Source organism: Ruegeria sp. BI7 (assembly GCF_056537925.1).
Window position 1 is genome coordinate 771,010 of sequence record NZ_JBQFSK010000001.1, and the last position, 16,161, is coordinate 787,170.

The 16,161-nt window shown below is 55.6% G+C and carries 12 protein-coding genes and 1 tRNA gene; 12 read left to right on the forward strand and 1 reads right to left on the reverse strand.

What is annotated here, in order from left to right; genetic code table 11:
* Positions 1–71 precede the first annotated feature (71 nt).
* From pyrH to ACR0JB_RS03880, 10 genes are all read left to right on the forward strand, one after another.
* Entirely contained in the window at positions 72–824 is a 753-nt protein-coding gene (pyrH, locus tag ACR0JB_RS03835; RefSeq protein WP_170348476.1) for a UMP kinase, read from the forward strand.
* Between the two features lie 210 nt (positions 825–1,034).
* Positions 1,035–2,621 (forward strand): BCCT family transporter, encoded by a 1,587-nt coding sequence (locus ACR0JB_RS03840; protein ID WP_480789688.1) that lies wholly within the window; start codon positions 1,035–1,037, stop codon positions 2,619–2,621.
* Between the two features lie 258 nt (positions 2,622–2,879).
* Positions 2,880–4,106, forward strand: a complete 1,227-nt coding sequence (locus tag ACR0JB_RS03845; protein ID WP_170394321.1) for an aminotransferase class V-fold PLP-dependent enzyme — start codon at positions 2,880–2,882, stop codon at positions 4,104–4,106.
* A 48-nt stretch (positions 4,107–4,154) separates the two neighbouring features.
* Positions 4,155–5,576 (forward strand): cryptochrome/photolyase family protein, encoded by a 1,422-nt coding sequence (locus tag ACR0JB_RS03850; protein ID WP_170393771.1) that lies wholly within the window; start codon positions 4,155–4,157, stop codon positions 5,574–5,576.
* A gap of 69 nt (positions 5,577–5,645) precedes the next feature.
* On the forward strand, positions 5,646–6,854 hold the full coding sequence (locus ACR0JB_RS03855) for an SAM-dependent methyltransferase (RefSeq protein ID WP_170348480.1): 1,209 nt from the start codon (positions 5,646–5,648) through the stop codon (positions 6,852–6,854).
* A 16-nt stretch (positions 6,855–6,870) separates the two neighbouring features.
* On the forward strand, positions 6,871–7,311 hold the full coding sequence (locus ACR0JB_RS03860; protein ID WP_170348481.1) for a TrgA family protein: 441 nt from the start codon (positions 6,871–6,873) through the stop codon (positions 7,309–7,311).
* 30 nt (positions 7,312–7,341) lie between these two features.
* Entirely contained in the window at positions 7,342–8,457 is a 1,116-nt protein-coding gene (locus tag ACR0JB_RS03865; protein ID WP_170393773.1) for an NUDIX domain-containing protein, read from the forward strand.
* 69 nt (positions 8,458–8,526) lie between these two features.
* On the forward strand, positions 8,527–9,561 hold the full coding sequence (locus tag ACR0JB_RS03870; RefSeq protein WP_170348483.1) for a cysteine synthase A: 1,035 nt from the start codon (positions 8,527–8,529) through the stop codon (positions 9,559–9,561).
* Entirely contained in the window at positions 9,561–11,996 is a 2,436-nt protein-coding gene (locus ACR0JB_RS03875) for a DUF3772 domain-containing protein (protein ID WP_480643721.1), read from the forward strand. Before ACR0JB_RS03870 ends, ACR0JB_RS03875 begins: the two co-directional genes overlap by 1 nt.
* Positions 11,997–12,086: 90 nt before the next feature.
* Positions 12,087–12,176 (forward strand) — tRNA-Ser (locus ACR0JB_RS03880).
* A gap of 50 nt (positions 12,177–12,226) precedes the next feature.
* Here ACR0JB_RS03880 and ACR0JB_RS03885 read toward each other — a convergent pair.
* Positions 12,227–13,186, reverse strand: coding sequence for a radical SAM protein (locus tag ACR0JB_RS03885; RefSeq protein ID WP_170393777.1), 960 nt, complete (start codon positions 13,184–13,186; stop codon positions 12,227–12,229).
* Positions 13,187–14,210: 1,024 nt separating this feature from the next.
* On the opposite strand from ACR0JB_RS03885, the gene ACR0JB_RS03890 reads away from it, so the two are divergent.
* Both ACR0JB_RS03890 and ACR0JB_RS03895 read left to right on the forward strand, forming a co-directional pair.
* Positions 14,211–15,770 (forward strand): hypothetical protein, encoded by a 1,560-nt coding sequence (locus ACR0JB_RS03890; RefSeq protein ID WP_170505078.1) that lies wholly within the window; start codon positions 14,211–14,213, stop codon positions 15,768–15,770.
* A gap of 77 nt (positions 15,771–15,847) precedes the next feature.
* Positions 15,848–16,156 (forward strand): hypothetical protein, encoded by a 309-nt coding sequence (locus ACR0JB_RS03895; RefSeq protein WP_170348487.1) that lies wholly within the window; start codon positions 15,848–15,850, stop codon positions 16,154–16,156.
* The last annotated feature ends 5 nt before the right edge of the window (positions 16,157–16,161 follow it).

Sequence of the window (16,161 nt, forward strand, 5' to 3'; positions counted from 1 at the left end):
CGCATTGAACCTGCGGAGGTTTTGCTTCATTTTGCGCCGGAAAATAAACCCGTGCCAGCCCGGAGCGCAACATGAGCCTTTCCCCGACCCTCGAATCCACCGAGACCGCCAAAACCAAGTACAATCGCGTGATGCTGAAAATCTCGGGCGAGGCGTTGATGGGCGATCAGGGGTTTGGCTTGCATCCCCCCACCGTTCAGCGCATCGCACAAGAGGTCAAGTCGGTGCATGATCTGGGGGTCGAGATTTGCATGGTCATCGGCGGTGGCAACATTTTCCGCGGCCTCAGCGGTTCAGCACAGGGGATGGAGCGCACAACAGCCGATTATATGGGCATGCTGGCCACGGTGATGAACGCGCTGGGGATGCAGTCGGCACTTGAGGAAATCGGTGTGTTCACTCGTGTCATCTCGGCCATTCGCATGGATGAGGTGTGCGAGCCCTATATTCGCCGTCGCGCTGTGCGCCACCTTGAGAAAAAGAGGGTTTGCATTTTTGCTGCGGGAACTGGCAACCCGTATTTTACCACCGACACCGCCGCGACCCTGCGTGCCAATGAAATGGCGTGTGAGGCGATTTTCATGGGCAAAAACGGTGTGGATGGGGTTTATGACAAAGACCCCAAAGAACACGCGGACGCAGTGCGCTATGACACGGTTACTTATGATGACGTGCTGGCCAAGCGGTTGCGCGTCATGGATGCCTCGGCCATTGCACTGGCACGTGACAACAACCTGCCGCTGATCGTATTTGGCTTGGATGAGCCGGGCGGGTTCCGCGGAATTCTGGCGGGTGAGGGGACCTATACCAAGGTTCAGGGCTAAATCCTTCGACAGCTTTTTGTGTGCAGGCCGGGGCGATTGCCCGGCCTGTTTTCATTTACAGCGACCGATTTTCGTCATGGCGGTCATATGAAGCAAGCCTTTCACTTTTACGCATTTTGTCGCTTTTAAGTAATAGGTGGTCTTCTCAGTTACGCCCTTGCCGATCCGGATATTGGATGTCCTGCGCATCGATAAGGGGAAGGAAAGATAATGTCCGACAATTCGGAAACCGACTATGAAGTCGGTCAGGACAACGTTCAGATCATGGGTCTGGACGTCCACAATCCGGTCTTTGCCGTTTCGGGGCTAACCATCATTGCATTCGTGTTCTTCTCGCTGGTGTTCCGCGAGCAGGCGAGCGAGTTCTTTGGGTGGCTTCGACCGGCTTTGACCAGCAATTTCGACTGGGTGTTCATGATTGCGGCGAACATCTTTGTCGTGTTTTCACTACTGCTGATCGTCACGCCGTATGGTTCGATCCGTCTGGGCGGGGATGATGCCAAGCCGGATTACAGCTATGCCGGATGGTTCTCGATGCTGTTTGCCGCGGGTATGGGCATCGGTCTGGTGTTCTGGGGCGTGGCCGAGCCAATCTCGCATTACGGGTCGTCGCTGGGCGGGGTTGCCGCTGGCGAGGATGGTCTTCGCACCGACTGGGCACCGTTAGGTGCCGGTCTGGAGGACCCCGAAGCCTCGAAGAAGCTGGCGATGGCAGCCACCATTTTTCACTGGGGTATGCACCCTTGGGCCGTGTATGCGGTAGTGGCACTGGCGCTGGCGTTCTTCAGCTTTAACCGCGGTCTGCCGCTGACCATGCGGTCGGTGTTCTACCCACTGTTTGGCGAGGCGACATGGGGTCCGTTGGGTCACATCATTGACGTTCTAGCCGTGTTCGCCACGATCTTCGGTTTGGCGACATCGCTGGGCTTGGGCGCAACGCAAGCGCTGGCTGGTCTGAATTATCTTTTCGATGTTCCGATTACGGACGGGATGAAAGTTCTGCTGATCGGTCTGATCACGGCATTCGCATTGATCTCGGTGGTTGCTGGCCTCGATAAGGGCGTAAAGCGGTTGTCCGAGGCCAACATGATCCTGGCCGCGGCCTTGTTGCTGCTGGTGCTGATCCTTGGCCCTACCGTGGCGATTCTGACCGGCTTCTTCGACAGCCTGATTGAATACGTCGTCGCATTGCCTGCATTGTCGAACTGGGTCGGTCGCGAAGACACCAACTTTATGCAGGGCTGGACCACCTTCTACTGGGCGTGGTGGATCTCCTGGTCACCTTTCGTCGGCATGTTCATCGCCCGAATCTCGCGCGGCCGAACCGTGCGCGAATTCGTGACTTGCGTGATCCTGATCCCAACCGTTGTAGGTGCCCTGTGGATGAGCGTTTTTGGTGGAGCCGCGTTGGATCAGGTTATGTCCGGTTCGGGGCAGGCCCTGTCGGATGCTGCGCTAGAACTCAAGATGTTCTCCATGTTTGAACAATTCCCGATGACAGGTTTGCTGTCCTTCGTTGGCATCGTTCTGGTGGTTGTATTCTTCGTCACCAGCTCGGATTCCGGCTCGTTGGTGATTGATACGATCACGGCAGGTGGCAAAACCGATGCGCCGACGGCGCAGCGTGTGTTCTGGTGCATTCTGGAGGGCGCTATCGCGATCGTTCTGTTGCTGGGTGGCGGTCTGGGTGCGCTGCAGGCTGCTGCGATTGCAACAGGCTTCCCGTTTGCGATCGTTCTGGTACTGATGTGCGTGTCGATCTTCATCGGTCTTGCGAACGAAAAGCGACGCCGCTGAATCCAATTCAGCCCTTCGAAAGCCCCGGACAAGCGCCGGGGCTTTTTTGTTTCATGTCGGGTTGACCGAGCTTAGGGCCGCTGGCTATGTATCCGCGTCTTTTGATTGCCAGATTTGGTCCTGAAAGACTGCCCGTGCTCCTGTTTGTTTGACTGGGGCTGTGGCTGGGCTGGAAGACCTGCCGTGATTTCCGAGTTGTCCGAAATCATGCACGGGCACGTCATCGGAACAAGCAGCATGAGCAAGGAGCGACGTGCCATGGGCACTCTTGATATCGATTTCGTTAGGGCGCAGTTCCCGGCTTTTTCCGAGCCCAGCCTGCAAGGTCAGGCGTTCTTTGAAAATGCAGGCGGGTCATATACTTGTAAGCCGGTGCTGGACCGGTTGACGCGCTACTATACGCAACGCAAAGTGCAGCCCTACGGCCCCTATGACGCCAGCCGTCTGGCAGGCGAAGAGATGGATGAAGCCCGCGCACGCATGGCTGCGATTCTAGGTGTGAACACCGATGAGCTGAGCTTTGGCCCCTCGACCACTCAGAACACCTATGTTTTGGCGCAGGCATTTCGCCAGTGGATGCAGCCGGGCGATGCCATCGTTGTCACCAATCAGGATCACGAGGCCAACTCGGGACCGTGGCGGCGTCTGGTCGAGGACGGGTTTGAAATCCGCGAATGGCAGATCGACCCGGAAACCGGATCGCTCAACCTGCAGGATCTTGAGAACCTGCTGGACGAGAAGGTGCGTCTGGTCTGTTTCCCGCATTGTTCCAACGTGATCGGAGAGATCAACCCGGTCACCGAAATCACCGCTATTGCCCATGCGGCGGGGGCGTTTGTCTGTGTAGATGGCGTTTCATACGCGCCACATGGGTTCCCAAATGTCGGCGATCTGGGGCCGGATATCTATCTGTTCTCGGCCTATAAAACCTACGGTCCTCATCAGGGTTGCATGGTGATCAGGCGTGCGCTTGGAGAGCTGCTGCCAAACCAGGCGCACTATTTTAATGCAGACGCGCTGTACAAGCGTTTCACCCCGGCGGGCCCGGATCACGCGCAGATCGCGGCCAGTGCAGGAATGGCGGATTACGTTGATCTGTTGTGCTACCACCATAACGGCCCCAAGGGTAACGCAACCGAACGTGGAGCCTTTGTGCATGACCTGATGCGCGGGCAGGAGGTTGCGCTGCTGCAGCCCGTATTGGACGCGATCAAGGATCGAAATGCAGTACGCTTGATCGGTACCTCAGATGCTACACGTCGCGCTCCGACTGTAGCGTTGTCGCTGAGCCGGAATGCCGAAGCCGTGGCCACCGATTTGGTTGAACACGGGATCATGGCAGGAGGTGGCGATTTTTACGCCGTGCGCCCGTTGCAGGCGATGGGTGTGGATTTGGATCACGGCGTGCTGCGGGTCAGCTTTACGCACTATACCTCGCAACAGGAAATTGATCAGTTATTGGGCGCACTTGACGCCGTTTTGTGATCCGGTTTCTGCTCGGCTTCGTAATGCGAAGAAAACAGCCGGGCGGTCATGGAAAACAAACAATCACCGATCATCATGTGGTTCCGGCGGGATTTACGTCTGTCGGACCATCCCGCGCTAAGTGCCGCGGCCCAAACGGGTCGTCCTATTCTGCCGGTTTTCATTCTGGATGATTTGGCTCAAGCGCTCGGTGCCGCGCCGAAATGGCGGCTTGGGCTGGGGCTTGAAACTTTCGCGCAATCTCTGTCGCACATTGGCAGCCGGTTAATCTTGCGGCGCGGGGACGCGCTGACTGTTTTGCAGAACCTTATCGCAGAAACCGGAGCCAGCAGCGTCTATTGGACGCGAGCGTATGATCCTGATGCCATCGACCGTGACACACGCATTAAGTCTGCTTTGGCAGAGCAGGGGGTAGAGGCCAATTCCTTTGCGGGTCACTTACTGTTTGAGCCCTGGACCGTAGCGACCAAAACGGGCCAGCCGTTTCGTGTGTTCACGCCGATGTGGCGATCCGTTCAAAGCCGAGAAGTTGCCACGCCTGATGGCGTGTCGTCGATCAAAGCACCCTTGACTTGGCCGACTTCGGAAAACCTGACCGATTGGAACTTGGGTGCGGCAATGAACCGGGGCGCAGCCGTGGTCGCACCTTTTGTCCGCCCCGGCGAGAATGCCGCCTTTGAGGCTTTGCACGAGTTTCTGGACCGAATCCAAGACTATTCGCACGATCGGGACTGTTTGGATTTGGAGGGCACCTCGGATCTGTCCGAATACCTTTCGCTTGGCGAAATCAGCCCCCGCAGTGTCTGGCATGCGGTACAGCGAGCTGCGATGACCGGCACGCAAGGGACAGACGCCTACTTGCGTCAATTAGTTTGGCGTGAGTTTGCGTATCACTTGATGTATCACACACCGCGTTTGCTCAGCGGGAACTGGAAACCAGAATGGGACAGTTTCCCTTGGAACACGGACGCCGATCATCCCGCAATTGTCGCTTGGCGACAGGCCCGCACCGGAATTCCGGTTGTCGATGCGGGATTGCGTCAAATGTATGTGACCGGCCGTATGCACAACCGCGCGCGCATGATTGTCGCCAGCTACTTGACCAAGCATTTGATGACGCACTGGAAAATCGGATTAAACTGGTTTGCAGATTGCCTGATTGACTGGGATCCGGCGGCCAACGCGATGGGCTGGCAGTGGGTTGCAGGCTCGGGTCCAGATGCTTCACCGTTCTTTCGGATATTTAACCCGCTGACACAGCAGGAAAAATTTGATCCTGATGATATCTATCTAAAGCACTGGATCGCCGAAGGGCAGGCCAAGCCTTCGGCTACGGCGTTGGCTTATTTCCGGGCGGTGCCGCATTCGTGGGCGCTTGATCCGGCGGAAAACTACCCTTCACCAGTGGTTGATCTGGCCACTGGCCGAGCACGGGCCTTGGCGGCTTATGAAGGCCGAAAAACCGGGTAAGGAACTGAAAACTTGCCAGAAACACAAACTCGGCCTAGCTTTTAACTGCGGCCGCACAGGGGAGAGCGGATGATCCTGACGACAACTGAAGGGCAAAAAGACCTGCCCAGATACTTTGCTCAAGTGTTCAAAATGTTGAACCGGATGGGTTCGGGGCGAATGGATATCGCTTTGCCCGATGGGCGCGTGTTCCGATCCGAGGGTGCCAAGCCGGGGCCAGTGGCGCGCGTGGACATTCACGATCCCGACGTATTTGCGCGTTTGATCCGAGAGGGTGAACTGGGTTTTTCGGATTCTTACCTAGAGGGTGGGTGGAGTACGCCCGACCTGCGATCTTTCATGGATCTGGTGCATTTAGGAACCGAGACGGTGTATGACGATTTCACCGGAAGGTTCCTGGTGCAAGCCTATGAACGCCTTCGATTTTGGTTGCACAACAACAACCGTCGACAGGCCAAGAAGAACATCTCGTACCATTACGATTTGGGGAACGATTTCTACAGGCTGTGGCTGGATGAAACGATGACCTATTCCAGCGCGTTGTTCGAAACAGGGCAGGAAAGCTTGGAAAAAGCGCAGACTGCGAAATATGCCAGCCTAGTCGATGAAATGGGTGCCAAACCCGGTGACCACATCCTTGAGATCGGTTGCGGATGGGGCGGTTTCGCTGAATATGCCGCAAAAGAGCGTGGCCTTCGGGTCACAGGTTTGACGATCAGCCAGGAACAGTTGAACTTTGCGCGACAAAGAATTGAAAAAGCAGGACTTTCTGACCTTGTTGAGTTCAAATTGCAAGATTATCGCGACGAGCGTGGCCAGTATGACGGCATCGCCTCGATTGAGATGTTCGAAGCCGTCGGACAGAAATATTGGCCGGTTTACTTTGAGACTGTGCGTGATCGGCTAAAACCCGGTGCGCACGCGACCCTTCAAATCATAACCGTTGCCGATCACCGCTGGGACATTTACAAGAACGGCGTTGATTTCATTCAGAAATATATCTTTCCCGGCGGAATGCTCCCCGCGCCGACGATCCTGAAACAGCAGGTGGCAGAGGCAGGATTGAACGTCGTGAAATCGCGGGAATTCGGTAAAAGTTATGACCTGACATTGCGGCGTTGGTACGAAACGTTCAACGACAAATGGGACGAAATTTCGGAAATGGGCTTTGACGAACGTTTCCGGCGCATGTGGAACTATTATTTAACCGCGTGTGGCGCGGCCTTTGACACTGGCAACTGCGATGTGACACAGATCACTATAGCAAAACCCAGTTAACAAAGGGAAATTCCGAATGCCCACTGCGCCGCGACTTGTTGCTTCACTATGCCTATTGGCAGTGGCCTTTATCGTGTCGAGCATGATCATCAGCAACGGCGAAGAGGGCAAGGACTATGGCTGGTTCACCTATGTCAACATGATTATTGCGGTGGCCTGTGGTTGGAAGGTGATGGGAAAGCGCGTTGGTCGCGGCTGGACCGCCGCGGTCAATAATGGCATCGCTGGGGTTGTATCATTGGTATTCTGGGCCCTTTTTGTTCAGGGTTGCTACGAGATGTTCCGACTGGCCATGCGTCATCGCTATGACGGCCCGTTTGAGGCGCTCACGGCCATTTTCCAGATTGGTGTGGAGTACGGCAAACTGCTCATCGTTCCGGAAATTCTGTGGACTTTGGCTATCGGAGCTCTTATCGCAGGGCTTGCAACCGAAGAAGCCGGCCGTCGCTGGCGATAACTCACCAGAATTCAGACGAGCTTTACTCTAGTGTCCGATTTGTTTTTTTACGGCACGCTCAGGCATTTGCCGCTGCTGGAATGTGTGCTTGGCCACCCGCTGTCACAAATAAAAATATCTCAGGCCAGTTTGCCGGACCATGCGGTTTATGGCGTGGCAGGCCAGGCCTTCCCGATGATTGTTCCAGAAAAGGGCAGTCAGGCCATGGGGTTGCTGGTTCAGGGTTTCAGCCCCGAAGACCTGAAACGATTGGCTTTTTACGAAGGTGGGTTCGACTATGACCTCAGCCCGCACGGTGTGGACGTTGCTGACGGCTCACGCGCCGAGGCTAGTGTGTTCTTTCCCGAACCCGAGTTGTGGACACCAGACAAGCCGTGGTCGTTGCAGGCCTGGGTTGATGAATGGTCCGAAGTGACCTTGCTGGCTGCACAAGAAGAGCTGGCCTATTACGGTAAGGTCGGCGCAACCACGATCGCTCGTAACTTTGCGCCGATCCGCACCCGGGCTTGGGCTAAGCTGGCTGCGCGAAAACGCCAGACGGGCGATCCGCGTGACGTCGCAAAAGATGTGATCGTGCAAAGCCATCGGCGGGCCTATGTCAATTATTTCGGTGTGGAAGAATTGGATGTGCAGCACCGCCAGCATGACGGAACGATGGGTCCCGTGCTGCACCGGAGCGGATTGATGCAGGGGGCCGCCGTCGTTGTTCTGCCTTATGACCCGGTGCGCGACACTGTTCTTTTGGTTGAACAATTCCGCGCGCCGGTTTTTCTGATCGACGATCCCGAACCGTGGATGTGGGAGCCGGTAGCAGGCATGATCGACCCCGGTGAAACGCCGGATCAGGCCGCCCACCGCGAAGTGCAGGAAGAGGCGCAGGTGTCGCTGAACGCCTTGGAATATGCAGGCGGTGCCTACTCCTCGAGCGGGTCATCGACCGAGTATGTCTATCTTTATGTTGGGTTGGCTGATTTGACCCGGACCATCGACAATGGTGGAGTTGCTACGGAAGGTGAGGATATTCGCACACAAATCCTGCCATATGACGCGTTCCTTCAAAAGGTCGACAACAACGAATTCAAGGATTTGCCCCTGTTGATGATGGCAAATTGGCTGGCCCGGCATCGCGATCGTTTGCGTGGTTAACTATCGCCGCTTGTGGTTGTCGCACGGCATCTGTAAATCTTCGTTGATACGTAATGAAATGAGGGCGCCATGCGCATTGCACGAGACCTTGCCGACGCAGTCGGGAAAACACCGCTGATCCGGTTGAAGCGCATCAGTGAAGAGACCGGTTGCGAGATTCTCGGGAAGGCCGAGTTCATGAACCCGGGGCAATCGGTCAAGGATCGCGCAGCGCTCTACATCATCAAGGACGCAATTGCGCGCGGTGAGCTGAAGCCCGGCGGAACCATTGTCGAAGGCACGGCCGGTAACACCGGTATTGGCCTTGCATTGGTGGGCGCGTCGATGGGGTTCAAAACGGTGATCGTGATCCCGGAAACCCAATCCGAGGAAAAGAAAGACATGCTGCGTCTGGCGGGCGCGCAACTGGTTCAGGTTCCGGCCGCCCCTTACCGCAACCCCAACAACTTTGTGCATTATTCGCGCCGTCTGGCCGAGGAACTGGCGCAGACTGAACCCAATGGCGCCATCTGGGCCAACCAGTTCGACAACGTTGCCAACCGTCAGGCCCATGTGGAAACCACCGGCCCCGAAATTTGGGAGCAGACGGGCGGCAAAGTCGATGGCTTTGTCAGTGCAGTAGGCTCGGGTGGTACGCTGGCCGGCGTGGCCGACGCGTTGCAGCCCAAGGGCGTCAAGATCGCTTTGGTCGATCCGATGGGGGCAGGACTATACTCGTACTACACCACTGGTGAAATCGCTATGGAGGGCAGCTCGATCGCCGAAGGTATCGGTCAAGTGCGCATTACCAAGAACCTTGAAGGGTTCAAGCCAGACTTCTCGTACCAGATGACCGATAACGAGGCGCTGCCATACATCTTTGATCTGCTGCGCGAGGAGGGTCTGGTCATGGGTGGGTCGACCGCGATCAACATGGCGGGTGCGGTGCGTCTGGCCAAGGATCTGGGGCCAGGCCACACCATCGTGACGATCCTGTGTGACTTTGGCACGCGGTATCAGTCCAAGCTGTTCAACCCTGAATTCCTGCGCGAAAAAGAACTGCCGGTGCCGGATTGGATGACCGAAGCCCCGCGCAGCATTCCCGGCGTATTCGAGGACGTATGATGCTGCGGCAGGTTCGCCTGTTTCTTGCGTTTCTTCTGGTTTGTTTTGCCATGCTGGGCGGCCCCGTTGCCGCCCAGTTGACTGATCGGCAAAGCGAATATTACCAGAACTGGCTTGAGACGGCGGATCGCGCCGAGAAGGATATCGAATCCGATCGCACGTCAAACGCGGCATTGGAAAACCTGCGGGCTGAAATCCACAACTATCGTGAGGATTTCAACAAGGCACGTGGCGCCAATACCGACCGTATCCAGACGCTGGACGCGCAGATCAAGGCGTTGGGGCCAGCCCCCGAAGGGGATGCGACCGAACCCGAAGAGATTGCCAAGCTTCGCGAGCATCTGGAAAACCAACTGACCAGCCTGCAGGTGCCGCAAATCATCTCGGAAGAAGCGTTCAGCCGCGCCAACGGCCTGATCAGCGAGATAGACAGCCTGTTGCGCGAGCGGCAGACAAAAGAGCTTTTAGAACGCGGTGTATCGCCGCTTAACCCTGTCTATTGGGGCCCAGCCTGGGTCGATATTGTCGAGGCCGTGCGAGGCCTGATCAATGAATCTGCGCTGAACCTGAAAACCAAAATCGTTCAAAAACACCTGAAAGAGCGCGGGCTGGGCATTTTCTTCCTAACCGTCGCTGCGGGGGTTTTGCTGTATTACGGGCGTTACTGGTCCGAGGCTGCCGGTGAATATCTGCGGCAGTTGGGCGGCCGGGGCAGCGGCGTGTGGTCGTTTCTGGTTTCACTGCTGCGGATTCTGCTGCCATGGCTGGGTGTCTGGTTGCTGGTTCAGGCGATCATCATGACTGGCCTGCCGGGATTGCGCGGAACGCTATTAATCCAGAATGTTCCTTATTGGGCCGCGATTATCTTTTATTACGACTGGATCGGGCGTCAGGTTCACATCTCGCAGGCGGCACAGAACTTTAACCGGCTATCCCGCAAGAGTGTCACGCAGTTGCGGGTATACTTGGATATTCTGGCGATCTTCCTGATCGTGTACGAATTCGGGCTGCTGTTTGATCAGATCGAAAACATTTCGGACGCGACCCGGGCCGTTATCAGCTTTCCTGTGGTAGTGGGAACCGCGCTGGTTCTTCTGCGTATCCGCCGGATTCAGACCTCAAAACCGGAAGCCGAAGATGGGCAATCTGGTGAAACGCCGCGAAGTGCCGGGCTGACCCAGCTGATGGACTTTCTGCGCAAGGCGATTTTTTTGCTGGGGATCGCGAGCCCAATTTTGGCGGCTATTGGATATACCAACGCAGCCGAGGGGATCGTTTTCCCGGCGGTGAAAACGCTGGTTCTGTTTGCGGCTTTGACGATCTTTCATCGCTTTATCACCTCGGTTTACGGCTGGCTCAGCGGGCAAGGTGAGTCGGCGCGGGACTCACTGTTTTCGGTGTTGGCCGGGTTTATAATCGCCATTCTGACCTTGCCGGTTCTGGCGCTGTATTGGGGCGCACGAAAGACTGACTTGCTTGAAGTCTGGTCGCGTTTGCTGCTTGGTTTTGACATTGGCGGCGTTACGATTTCGCCCAGAAACTTCTTTACCTTCCTGATCGTGTTTGTCATCGGCTACGGACTGACCCGGCTGCTGCAAAGCGGGCTGCGGAATTCGTTGCTTCCCAAAACCAGTATCGATCCGGGCGGTCAGAACGCTATTACTGCTGGCACCGGTTATGTGGGGATTTTCCTGGCCGCGCTGGTGGCCATCATGTTGGCGGGATTTGATCTATCCTCGCTAGCCATTGTCGCGGGTGCCTTGTCGGTTGGTATCGGTTTTGGTCTGCAGACCATCGTGTCGAACTTCGTCTCGGGCATCATCTTGTTGGTTGAACGTCCGATTTCAAAGGGGGACTGGATCGATGTGAATGGGATGATGGGTTATGTGCGCGATATCTCGGTGCGGTCTACGCGGATTGAGACGTTTGATCGTACCGATGTGATCGTTCCCAACTCGGACCTGATCAGCGGGGTGGTGACGAACTACACGCGGGGCAACACGATCGGGCGTGTTATCGTGCCGGTGGGCGTGGCCTACGGCACGGATACCCGCGTGGTCGAGAAGATTTTAGGTGAGATTGCCAATTCCCATCCGATGGTTCTGGCGCATCCAGCGCCCAGCGTGGTGTTTCAGGGCTTTGGTGCGGATTCGCTGGATTTTGAAATTCGCGCCATCTTGCGCGACGTGAACTGGGTGCTTTCGGTGAAATCGGATATGAACCACGAGATCAATCGCCGGTTTGTCGAAGAAGGTATTGAAATCCCCTTCGCGCAGCGCGATGTCTGGCTGCGCAATCCTGAGACGCTGCGAGGGCAGGGGCCTGCGCAAGAAACCGAACCTGCAACGGAAAAAACACCTACCGAACCCCTGTCTTCCAAGCCTGCGGACATGACCGAGGCCGATCTTGCAGACGGTGATGGGGACGAGCTGTAACGGGGTCTGTGGCGGAACTGCGGAAGGTTGAATTTTCGCTTTAATCGCCCCTTGCAAATCCCTCGGCGATGGTCCAAATATCGCGCGCACGGAGAGGTGGCCGAGTGGTCGAAGGCGCACGCCTGGAAAGTGTGTAGGCGGGAAACCGTCTCCAGGGTTCGAATCCCTGTCTCTCCGCCATCCTTACCTGATTTTCGCATTTGAACTTTGACCTATTAATTGCGCGGAAGTTACATCTCCTTACGGATCAGGATGTCGGCCAGACAAGAGCATGCGTCTTTTGTGCATCGAATTTGACCGCGAGGCAGGTCAAGCACGTCGCCGAGAGTCCCTATTTTGCCCCCAACGCCGCAGACGCCCCGGAAGATTTCGCCATTCCCCCGGACCCGAAGGGATTCAAGCCCTACGTTGCATTTATATCCACGCCAGCGGTTCATATCCCTAAGAAGGAAGTCATTGGGGCGGAGTATCTCAGTGTGGCCCGACCGCGTGGTTGCGCGCATCACTGATCGAGGTTCTTCACCAACCGGGGCCCTGTCCGAGGGCAAACCCATTGCGAGAACCTGCAACTGGTCGTCGGTGTAGTCGTACAGCTGCACTCCGAAATCTTTCCGCAACGGTTTCAAGGAAATCGAAGCGGTGGGCAGCGCCGCGCGTAATTCTCGCGCATCTTCAAGCGTCTGATCAAAACGATCTGGATGCATCGTCACGTTGATATGAACGGTGATACGGTCAGTCATCGTACCCGCCACTTGGATAAAATGGCTCAGCTCCGCAAATTCGGCATGATAGGTCAGGATAACGCTGTTCAGGCGGCTGTTGATCATCTCCCAAAACCGAAGTGTGCGCGACGCATTGCTGATCAGGCTGACCTTGAACCCTATATCGGACGCATGACCTAGCAGATCAATGATGCGAGGATGCATTGTGGGTTCGCCGCCTGTAAACTGCAGCCAGACAATCTTGCCTAATTCATCCACATAGTGTCGATTTAATTGACGGTACAGTTTCAGAACGTCATCGGTTTTCTGCCACTCAAGCGAACCGTCGTGCAAAGCCTTTGGGCAATAACTGCACGCATAGCTGCACGAATTCCCGAGCGTCCAGTCCACCACGACCATGTTGCCACACGCAGGATCGGGGTGATCAATCAGAGTAAATAGGTCCGGATGGTTCTGGATATCTTCCATTAAAATCCATGCGTTTAGCTAAGTTCCTCCGACAGTGCGACCAGAGTGGCCCTGTGGCCCCCACCAATTTTCCACAGCTTAGCTTGAAATTGGAATTGGAACAAAATTTTTGGAACACTAGGCAACAATGGCGCTTTGGTGGACGGTTTCGGATACCTGAGAACCCATTTCACAAGGCCAATTGCCTATGTGACAGGGCGATTGCGGGTTCGGTCGACTTGTTTTCGAGTGGCCATCTTTTTATAGTTTAAACATAATCTTTTAGAATTTACGGCGCTAAGGCGTAATCGGTTTGTCGAATTTACAATAAATTAGGGCCTGTTTCGGCGGCCAGTCGGGGGAATTTATGACAAAGGCTAACGGCCCAAGAACTCGACCTAAAGTTGCCAAGAAAACTGCCAATCAAACGGCGGATATTTATGATTTTGTGCAATCCCCCGAGTGGCAGAAGGTGCTTGAAAAAGCGCGGGTAGAACGAGAGAAAAACCTTTCGGCGCCTGCGCAGCAAAACAAAGAGGGTCAACAACCCAAACCGGTTCGCCGTAGGACCAACCAATCAACCACAAATGAGCGTGCCCAAAGCATGCAAAAGCCATGGTCCGCTCAGGTCGAGGAAGCAAGACACAAAAGAAATGAAGTGCTTGCCCGTCGTGCAGCCGAGTCGAAAAAAGCAGACCCCAGTAGTCCTGAGGCTCGTCAGGGAGATCTGCAAGGCGGAGACAAAGCAACCTCTACACGGACACCCAGACAGAAAGACAAGCCGACCAATCGTGAACAGACTGATCGTGCAGCTGCTAAACCAGACCAAGCAACAGCCAAGAGCGTTCTGGAAGAAAAGGACGCAGGGAGGCCGGGCCCGTCTGATGACGCTCTGGTCAGCGAAGACGCGTCCTTAAGCGCGCTGACGAGGGCAGAGTTAAGTTTAATACTGTCTTCCGAGGAAGTTGATCATCGCCTGTCCAAAAAGCTCCTGCAACAGCTGAAAGATCACCAACGGACGCGGCGCAGGATCAGGTGGAGCTTGGTGGCCCTTGGATGCACCATCGGTGTGGTTGCTTCGTCTTCGATATTTCTGACTTTGTTCGGATTGGGTGTATCGAACCCGATTGAAAGCGCGGCTATTGGGTCTACTGATGGTACAGCGGCAGACGATTTTGGCCAAACCGGACCATCGCAACCTGATGTGCCGAGTGGAGCAGGGGGCGAAGCTGTCATTTCCGCCGATTTGTTCGACGCGTCATCATTGCCGTCGTCATCCGGCGCAGAATTGGAAGAGACGCAGGATTTGAGCAGTCTTGCCTCATCAGCGCCCCTTCAGTCCGAGTTGGCGGAAACGGCCGAGATCGTTGAGCCCGGCACTCCAAGTCTGGCCCCTAGCGTTCTGTCGTATGTTCCGACGCTTGAACCACCGTTACTACCGGTAGGCGGCGCTGGCTATTTGCCGAGACGAGAGGCTAATCCCAGTTTCCTGCCTTATGAGTTCGAACCAGAGTTTTTTACTACGTCGATCGCTTTGCTGGACGAAGTTTCGGCAGGCTTTGATCCAGTGGCGATTTCGATTGACCCGATCCCGCCCTCGCGGCGTACGACTACTGTTTCTTCTAGCACCGAGGTTGTTGAGCCCAGCACCTCAAGCGTGCCGCCTAGCGTTTTGTCATTTGTTGCGGCGCTTGAACCACCGCTGTTGCCGGTGGGTCGGGCTGGTGACCTACCAAAACAAGAGGCAAACCCGAGTTTTCTGCCTTATGAACTTGAACCAGAGCTTTTCGCCACGCGGATTGCCTTGGTGGATGAGTTTTCCACAGAAATTGATCCTTTGACGATTTCGATCGAGCAGATCATTCCCCCGCAGCGCGCGCCCAGCGTGTCTTCACAGCTTGTGTCGTTGCAATCTCCGGTGGCTTTGGAAGCCGCAGAAGATCACCAGTTGCCGTCAATTCGGATCCAGGAACCTCAGCCAGATCGTCCTTTGGCGGGTAATCCTGCTGAGCGTCTTTTGAAAGTCGTTTCATCTGATCCTTCGATCCTGCTGGAAGACGTGGCGCTTAGCCCGCCAATCCCACAGGCGCTTACTTTGAAACAGATGCCAAACCCGCTGGATTCGGCCACGCCCGCGGCATTGCCTGCCGAGGATATTGCGGCGCTACCGGGCGAAGATGCCAAGCCATCGAATCCGAGTGCAAGTGGTGGCGGCGCGTCATTCAGGCTCTACGCGCCAAACAAGATTCCCAATGATGCTGTGGACTCATTTGTTGCTGAATTAACAACGACGGGGCATGAACTTAGCGGAACGGCGCGCGTTGGTTACAAAGTATCCCAATCCAATGTGCGGTTTTATCACAGACAGGATGCGGCCAAAGCTGCCGCCCTTGCTAAGGACGCAGGCGCCTTGTTGCGCGATTTCACTGGATCGAAATCCAAAACACCCACTGGGGTGATCGAATTGTATTTGGCCGGCGAAGGTCTTGGGCAAGCTCCGGTCAAACGGGTGGCCAAGAAAAGCCGCCGGTCCACAACCCAAAGTAGCCCGGTTAACCGCCTTAAAAGTCAGGTTCTGAAAAAACTCAGGACAACGACAAACTAATGGCGCTATTATAGGGTAAGTGCGAAGGACTAAGTTGAATTGTGAAAAGTTAAAAAGTATCGACGGGTTTTTGTAAAATGACTGAAAGCAGACTTATTGGCATAGTAACCGCGCTACTATTTCTGACGACGGCGCAGGATGCGCGCGCTGAGATCACGCTTGAGCATCTCCTTGCCATCGATCAACTCTTGTCGGCCAACGACACCCAGGCGCTACGCTCGTATCTGGAAAGAAATCCCGGATTGCTGACCGGAACCGATGAACTGTCGGTCGAATTGCGCAGCTTTTACGAGGCCGCGTCCACGGGCACTTTGAATTTTGGCTATACCGCCGGACCGACAGCCGGTACCGCGGCTGCTGCGACCGACAACGAGCTGGCGCATTAAAGCTT

Excerpts from the sequence above, each read along its gene's own strand:
- ACR0JB_RS03870 (WP_170348483.1), top strand. The coding sequence starts at position 8,527 with ATGCGCATTGCACGAGACCTTGCCGACGCAGTCGGGAAAACACCGCTG.
- ACR0JB_RS03895 (WP_170348487.1), top strand. The coding sequence starts at position 15,848 with ATGACTGAAAGCAGACTTATTGGCATAGTAACCGCGCTACTATTTCTG.
- ACR0JB_RS03840 (WP_480789688.1), top strand. The coding sequence starts at position 1,035 with ATGTCCGACAATTCGGAAACCGACTATGAAGTCGGTCAGGACAACGTT.
- pyrH (WP_170348476.1), top strand. The coding sequence starts at position 72 with ATGAGCCTTTCCCCGACCCTCGAATCCACCGAGACCGCCAAAACCAAG.
- ACR0JB_RS03850 (WP_170393771.1), top strand. The coding sequence starts at position 4,155 with ATGGAAAACAAACAATCACCGATCATCATGTGGTTCCGGCGGGATTTA.
- ACR0JB_RS03875 (WP_480643721.1), top strand. The coding sequence starts at position 9,561 with ATGCTGCGGCAGGTTCGCCTGTTTCTTGCGTTTCTTCTGGTTTGTTTT.
- ACR0JB_RS03885 (WP_170393777.1), bottom strand. The coding sequence starts at position 13,186 with ATGGAAGATATCCAGAACCATCCGGACCTATTTACTCTGATTGATCAC.
- ACR0JB_RS03855 (WP_170348480.1), top strand. The coding sequence starts at position 5,646 with ATGATCCTGACGACAACTGAAGGGCAAAAAGACCTGCCCAGATACTTT.
- ACR0JB_RS03845 (WP_170394321.1), top strand. The coding sequence starts at position 2,880 with ATGGGCACTCTTGATATCGATTTCGTTAGGGCGCAGTTCCCGGCTTTT.
- ACR0JB_RS03860 (WP_170348481.1), top strand. The coding sequence starts at position 6,871 with ATGCCCACTGCGCCGCGACTTGTTGCTTCACTATGCCTATTGGCAGTG.